The organism is Bacteroides sp. 11BF (genome assembly GCF_019633765.1).
In the GTDB taxonomy this organism is placed as follows: Bacteria; Bacteroidota; Bacteroidia; order Bacteroidales; family Bacteroidaceae; genus Bacteroides; species Bacteroides hominis.
Map to the genome: position 1 here is coordinate 1 of NZ_JAFKPJ010000043.1, position 5,157 is coordinate 5,157.

Annotated in this window: 10 protein-coding genes and 1 pseudogene; all 11 read left to right on the forward strand. The window is 32.8% G+C overall.

Annotated elements, in window-relative coordinates; genetic code table 11:
- Positions 1 to 144: 144 nt before the first annotated feature.
- The 11 genes and pseudogenes from JZY04_RS20580 to JZY04_RS20630 all read left to right on the forward strand — a co-directional run bounded on the left by JZY04_RS20580 (position 145) and on the right by JZY04_RS20630 (position 4,358).
- The gene (locus JZY04_RS20580) at positions 145 to 396 is read left to right on the forward strand and encodes a hypothetical protein (RefSeq protein ID WP_004295365.1); all 252 of its coding nucleotides are present in this window, start codon (positions 145 to 147) and stop codon (positions 394 to 396) included.
- 34 nt (positions 397 to 430) lie between these two features.
- A complete protein-coding gene (locus JZY04_RS20585; protein WP_007559101.1) occupies positions 431 to 646 on the forward strand; it encodes a hypothetical protein in 216 nt (71 codons plus the stop codon).
- A gap of 71 nt (positions 647 to 717) precedes the next feature.
- Positions 718 to 1,107, forward strand: a complete 390-nt coding sequence (locus tag JZY04_RS20590; protein ID WP_032844908.1) for a hypothetical protein — start codon at positions 718 to 720, stop codon at positions 1,105 to 1,107.
- Positions 1,108 to 1,192: 85 nt separating this feature from the next.
- Entirely contained in the window at positions 1,193 to 1,333 is a 141-nt protein-coding gene (locus JZY04_RS20595) for a hypothetical protein (RefSeq protein ID WP_165860941.1), read from the forward strand.
- A gap of 16 nt (positions 1,334 to 1,349) precedes the next feature.
- The gene (locus tag JZY04_RS20600; protein WP_032847497.1) at positions 1,350 to 1,541 is read left to right on the forward strand and encodes a hypothetical protein; all 192 of its coding nucleotides are present in this window, start codon (positions 1,350 to 1,352) and stop codon (positions 1,539 to 1,541) included.
- A gap of 12 nt (positions 1,542 to 1,553) precedes the next feature.
- Positions 1,554 to 1,736: a hypothetical protein gene (locus JZY04_RS20605; RefSeq protein ID WP_011202822.1), complete on the forward strand. Its 183-nt coding sequence runs from the start codon at positions 1,554 to 1,556 to the stop codon at positions 1,734 to 1,736.
- A gap of 30 nt (positions 1,737 to 1,766) precedes the next feature.
- On the forward strand, positions 1,767 to 1,985 hold the full coding sequence (locus tag JZY04_RS20610) for a hypothetical protein (protein ID WP_004295363.1): 219 nt from the start codon (positions 1,767 to 1,769) through the stop codon (positions 1,983 to 1,985).
- 24 nt (positions 1,986 to 2,009) lie between these two features.
- A complete protein-coding gene (locus JZY04_RS20615) occupies positions 2,010 to 2,321 on the forward strand; it encodes a hypothetical protein (RefSeq protein ID WP_171059125.1) in 312 nt (103 codons plus the stop codon).
- A 33-nt stretch (positions 2,322 to 2,354) separates the two neighbouring features.
- A pseudogene (locus JZY04_RS20620) lies at positions 2,355 to 2,836 on the forward strand (hypothetical protein).
- Positions 2,826 to 3,038 (forward strand): hypothetical protein, encoded by a 213-nt coding sequence (locus JZY04_RS20625; RefSeq protein WP_004295360.1) that lies wholly within the window; start codon positions 2,826 to 2,828, stop codon positions 3,036 to 3,038. The pseudogene JZY04_RS20620 and the gene JZY04_RS20625 overlap by 11 nt, the downstream one beginning before the upstream one ends.
- Before the next feature lie 162 nt (positions 3,039 to 3,200).
- Positions 3,201 to 4,358 (forward strand): replication initiation protein, encoded by a 1,158-nt coding sequence (locus JZY04_RS20630; RefSeq protein ID WP_007559085.1) that lies wholly within the window; start codon positions 3,201 to 3,203, stop codon positions 4,356 to 4,358.
- The last annotated feature ends 799 nt before the right edge of the window (positions 4,359 to 5,157 follow it).

Here is a 5,157-nt window from a genome sequence, read left to right on the forward strand (position 1 = left end):
TAAAGAGATAAACAAACCTTTAAAGCTGGTTTGGCTGCCAGTATAAAGAACAGCAAACAAAATCATGAAACATTGCTTCTTAAATCCATTTCGTAGCCAACTGTTAGGGCTATTTTTCAGTATTAATTCATTAATCATTTTTTTATGAAAAAAGAGTTTACATTACGCTTAGACGATGCAGCCTGTGCGGAGTTAGAAAATCTAAAAAAATTATCTGGTGAAAAAACAGATGCTAAAGCTATTAGATTTGCTATTCAGAATTATGCAACTTTGAATGATAGGTATATTGAAACACAACGGCAAATAAGAACGTGGAAAGATAAATATGCAGCGTTAAATAAAGCTGTTGATGATTACTTGTCTTCTTTTGAAGCATTGAAGAAAACTACAGATTGATAGTCAATTATTAGAAATGTGAAAGGATTAATTTATGATTGGAGTAGAGAAGAAAATTTTCAGATTATCTAGTTCTGTGTTAAATCGTACTTTTAAGCAGGAAAAGAGTATTTTTTGTTCAATGGTGTTACGATTGATGGATACAGAAAACTATGCAAACAATTATTGCGATTCGCTAAGTCTTGTTCTTGAACTATTTCCAGAGATTGATAGGGAAAAGCTAGAAAAAGAATTGGATAAATACGTTTGATAGTATTTGAAATCAAAAATGGGCTATTAAACTAGTTAATAGCCTTATTCTAATACATAAATTCATGAAATATGGCAGCGGATATGACAGATGAAACGATTGCACAATACATGGAACGCATCGAGAAAATGAGCATAAAAGAAATTCAAAAAGAAATTGAATTTCTGGAAAGCCCCGGTTACAACTGTGAAGGACTGGTATGTGCAGACGGAGTAATTACTCCCCGGACAAAAATGCATCGTAAGGTTCTTTGGTATAAGAGAATGAACCAAAAGAGCCTAACAGCCCTGCAATGGGCAAAAGAAGGATATGTTGTAAATCCGGATGCAACAGGAAGAAAGTGGAAAAACAATCCTCACAATTCAAAGGCTATAATATATTATGTATCAGATGAAGTACATGAGGACAAAGAAGCGGCTAAAGAATTTCTCAAATCGAGGCGTAAGGAAAAGAAAGAGTAGTCTTTAGTTCACAGGTATCTTTTCCAGATATATAAGTCAAGATAAAATGGGATTATCATACCAAATAACGCATAACAAATCAGTAATGAATCAAGAAAGAACATTAACCTTTGGTAAGTATAAGGGAACACATCGAAGTAATATTACTGGAGGCTTCTCAGCAGGTGACTTCGGTGGTTTAATTTATTCAATCGAAAATTTCGATGAAAGTGAACATGAGTTTTAACCAATAAAATGAAGATATGAATAATGAATTTATTGATGGTATTTGGTTTGCTGTTCAGCATATTGTAGTAGTCAGAGATATGCCAGCAATCGCAATAGGGATAATTAAGGAATCAAATCTTTCCATTGATGATTGTAAGGCTGCACAAAAAAGGAGTGGTTCTTTTCACAATCAGATGATGAAGTTTATTAAAACAGAATTAGCGTAAAACTATACAGATATGAAGAAAATATTGATAATAGAAGATTGCGTACATTGTCCGTACTTCAAAAGAATAGTCATTGATAGAAAATTGAAAGATGTCTGTTTGGGTCGCAATAAAGTTGCCTACCTTGCCAATGAAGTAGAATCTTCCATATCGAAAGATTGCCCTTTAGAAACAGCCAAAGAAGAAAGTAAATAACCCTCAAAACAGTATATAAATAAACGAATTATGAATGAAAGAACAATCCAAATAGACGTAATTGGAAAAATAGAAGGTACTCAATTTATGAAGTGTAAGCTATATACAAATGAAAATATTGTCATTATCATGATGAATGAATTTGATTATGAACGGTTGAAAGAAGAAGGAATCTTCATAAGAGATGGCAAAAGTCGAGATTCAGCCGGGGTGTTGAATACAACCAATACTTTCATCGAAAAAAATTAATACTCAAAACAAAAAAGAATGATTATGGATAAAAAAGAAAAGAATTTTGCCACATACAAAGAATTTGCAAAGATGCTTCGGGAAGTGGCAAACATATACTCTAAACTGGGTGACGAACCATTGTTGAAAGAAGGATATGAGTATAACGCCATTAGAGATGCTGTTCAGTATGTAACGAACAAACACGATTTTGATTACTTTATACAGCCTTGGAAGGATGAGTTTCTACGTATGCCTTTTGATGTGACGAAGCGAAAAAAATGGGCTGATTATGTGGCTGAATGCCATGCTACAGGAAAGGAAATAGATTACGATAATTATGATTGGGATAAATGACCATAATTTTTCGAATAGTGTGAAAGGGAATAGATGTCATATAATCAAAATATAGATAGAATGTTTATTGAATATAAGGTATATCGTAGGGTGTCAGATTTAAAGCCTTTTATATCTAGGGTTGAACTTCCTTCTTGTCAGATGATTGGGAAAAAAAGTTTGTAGGAAAAAAAGCAAAAATGGAGGCTGTTTATAGACTTACAGGGAAACGTTTGCCAGAAGACTATACAACAGAGCAGGTAAACAATTTTCTTACGGTAGAGCTTTTTAATACGTCTTTATGGCATAAGTATAGAAAGATTTACAATGAAGTTTCCAATGAAAAAGAAATTGTTGTTGAGAACTATAGTTATCAATATACATTAGTTGTAGAATTAGCAAATAAATCGAATTTATCATTGGATGAAGGAAAAATTGTACATTTTGTTATGTGCGAACTGTTAGGAAATCCTTGTGAAACGTATAAAGGGATGAAAAACCCTATAATTTCTTTACGAAAAGATTATGATAGATAAAGCAAAAACATTAGATGAATGCTTTAAGGAACTAATTCTTAAAAGAGGTTGGTCTAAAAATAGTCCATATGACCGCCGAACTGCATCAAGGCATAAAAAGCAATTCCTTGAAGGAACGTTGCCCGATGAATTTAAAAGAGTATATTTGCAAAGTGCTGGTTATACAATAGTGCAGCCGGAGCTTTGGCGACAGGAATTATAAAACAAAGAAAATGGACTGGAGGAACATAATAAGAAATCTATTAGAAATTATCATTGCTATTTTTAGAATGATTTTCATAGGGCTATTTTATATAGCCAAGTTTATGTTTGTGTTCTTTATTCTACTTTTTTTTGGAGTATTAATCAGTCAAAATAATAAACGATGGTAAATAGAGAAATAAAAGCCCGAAAACGTGCGGTGAAAGAAGAAAAAGAAGAAATAGACGGTGAGATTGTTAGAATTAGGAAAGGGCATCCTCGTACAAATCTTCCTGTGAAACTCCCAGAAAATCCCACATGGCTGAAACAACCTAATGTAGTTACATTAATGGCTGGTGATTTTAAGACAGTACAGATTAGAATCTTAATTGCTGTTATAGAGAAATTACAGGATGTCATAGAATTAAGTATTCAGCATCTAGATAAATATGGTACATCTATTCCATGCGAGCAATTATCTTTATTTCAAGAATATTCAGACCGTATAAGAGTAGATATCGCATATCGGGATTTGGGCGTTAATCCAGACCAATACAAGGAAGTAAAAAGCATGGTTCGTAAATTAATCAGTATTCCTGTAGAGCTTGATGTTAAAGACCCAATAACAGGTGAGGATAGTTGGTCTATTACTGGTTTATTCACTAAGGCAAATATACCTAAAACTCCTTATTCAAGAGGTTTTTCTTTAGAAATGGATAGAGAGGTTGCTAAAGTTTTCATTAATGTTGATAGAGGTTTTACACGCTATATAAAAGAGATAGCTTTAAGAGCGCAAAGTAGATATACAATAAGAATGTATATGCTGATTAGCTCATGGAAAGAAAAAGGTGGTTTTTCTATTTATGTGGATAGATTTCGGAAATTCTTAAAATTAGAAGATAAATACCCCGAATTTAAAGATTTGTATAAACGTGTAATACGCCCTGTTTACGATGATTTGTTTGAACAGGCTGATTGCTGGTTTGAAATGGCAGAAGTTTATCGTAATTCAGGCGATACACAGCCTTATAAACTTAATTTCAAAGTTATTAAGTCTGCATTATCAAAGAAGGAAGAAGAACTATTAAAAGGACAAAAGAAGATGATAACGAATTTTTGTTCTTTGCACTTTGCAATGAAGGACGAACATTTGCAGCAGTTTATTCCACAGATTACATTAAGCAACTATAAAGCAGTAGTAACTAAGATGCTTTATCTAGGCGAATATGTTAGAGATAACTGGAATAAAATTTCAAATAAAGCAGAATATTGTTTATCCGTATTATTAAAAGAAGTAGAAATACTCCCCGGAATGATTGGAGAAGAAAAAGAAGATGAATAAAAGTTGGGTTTTTGTCCCTAGGAGGGGTCTAAAAGTTGGGTTTTTGTCCCTAAGAAGTTGGGTTTTTGTCCCTAAGAAGTTGGGTTTTTGTCCCTAAGAAGTTGGGTTTTTGTCCCTGATTTTTTACCATTATCTGTTGTTTTTCAAATAGTTACCCTTCCATTTTTAAGGGTACTACCATCACTAGCTGATAAAAAAAACCTGATAATCATACCAAACACAAAAAAGGAACTTTTCTTATTACATAAACCCATAAAAAAGGAACTTTTCTCATAATCTTAACACAAACTTTAGGGAAAAGAACATCTATTAACAAAAAAAGACGCTATATGATACAACTAATCAATCAAAAGTTGGGTTTTTGTCCCTATCTAAAAAAACCATATTTTAAAAAGTTGGGTTTTTGTCCCTATGCTTTTTTGATATACTGTAGGGAAAGAAATTGATACCGAATTATCATTCCTGGCACACCCTGCAGAACGACCTTTTGATACCAAATACAAAAAGCAGTCGGAAGCCGGACGCAAAAAATTGATACCATAAAACATTAGGGAAAAAGAACAGGAACAAAATACCATATTATGTATATAAATAATATATGAATATATAATATATAAACAAATAATATATAATATGTGATTAACACGCTTCACTTCCAGAGTTCCAGAAAGAGCAACACGAAAAATCTTCTTTTCCCTAAAGTTCTTTGTGTCGTTTCTCTCTATACTTAAATACAGGAAAACGGCTGCATCATAAAAGAAAAGACACCGACACCATTCAGGAACTACCGCCCATCGGC

Excerpts from the sequence above, each read along its gene's own strand:
- JZY04_RS20580 (WP_004295365.1), top strand. The coding sequence starts at position 145 with ATGAAAAAAGAGTTTACATTACGCTTAGACGATGCAGCCTGTGCGGAG.
- JZY04_RS20585 (WP_007559101.1), top strand. The coding sequence starts at position 431 with ATGATTGGAGTAGAGAAGAAAATTTTCAGATTATCTAGTTCTGTGTTA.
- JZY04_RS20590 (WP_032844908.1), top strand. The coding sequence starts at position 718 with ATGGCAGCGGATATGACAGATGAAACGATTGCACAATACATGGAACGC.
- JZY04_RS20595 (WP_165860941.1), top strand. The coding sequence starts at position 1,193 with ATGAATCAAGAAAGAACATTAACCTTTGGTAAGTATAAGGGAACACAT.
- JZY04_RS20600 (WP_032847497.1), top strand. The coding sequence starts at position 1,350 with ATGAATAATGAATTTATTGATGGTATTTGGTTTGCTGTTCAGCATATT.
- JZY04_RS20605 (WP_011202822.1), top strand. The coding sequence starts at position 1,554 with ATGAAGAAAATATTGATAATAGAAGATTGCGTACATTGTCCGTACTTC.
- JZY04_RS20610 (WP_004295363.1), top strand. The coding sequence starts at position 1,767 with ATGAATGAAAGAACAATCCAAATAGACGTAATTGGAAAAATAGAAGGT.
- JZY04_RS20615 (WP_171059125.1), top strand. The coding sequence starts at position 2,010 with ATGGATAAAAAAGAAAAGAATTTTGCCACATACAAAGAATTTGCAAAG.
- JZY04_RS20625 (WP_004295360.1), top strand. The coding sequence starts at position 2,826 with ATGATAGATAAAGCAAAAACATTAGATGAATGCTTTAAGGAACTAATT.
- JZY04_RS20630 (WP_007559085.1), top strand. The coding sequence starts at position 3,201 with ATGGTAAATAGAGAAATAAAAGCCCGAAAACGTGCGGTGAAAGAAGAA.